General features: G+C 53.6%; 1 protein-coding gene. It reads left to right on the forward strand.

Annotated features, from left to right (window positions below):
• The coding region (locus AC3A5K_RS16975) for a hypothetical protein (protein WP_487618738.1) at positions 1-237 on the forward strand (237 nt) is incomplete at both ends.

Consider the following 237-nt stretch of genomic DNA (forward strand, 5'->3'; position numbering starts at 1 on the left):
GACAAAAGTAAGCCGCGCGACAGCGCGGAAGCCCTGTCCTTGGCAGGGACGCTGATCGCGCCCAACAGCGAACACCTTGCGCGGATTCCGATTCCAATTCCGGATTTGGATCGGATTTGGATGGATCTGGATCTGGATGTAAAGCCGAATCAAGAACAAGGCGATAGATCAATTGCACGGCTTTCGCACGCTGACGCGTGCGAGTTCCTTTTTGACCGGCCAAAAAGGAACCAAAAA

The sequence above is a fragment of the Luteimonas sp. Soil_C_5 genome (assembly GCF_057656615.1).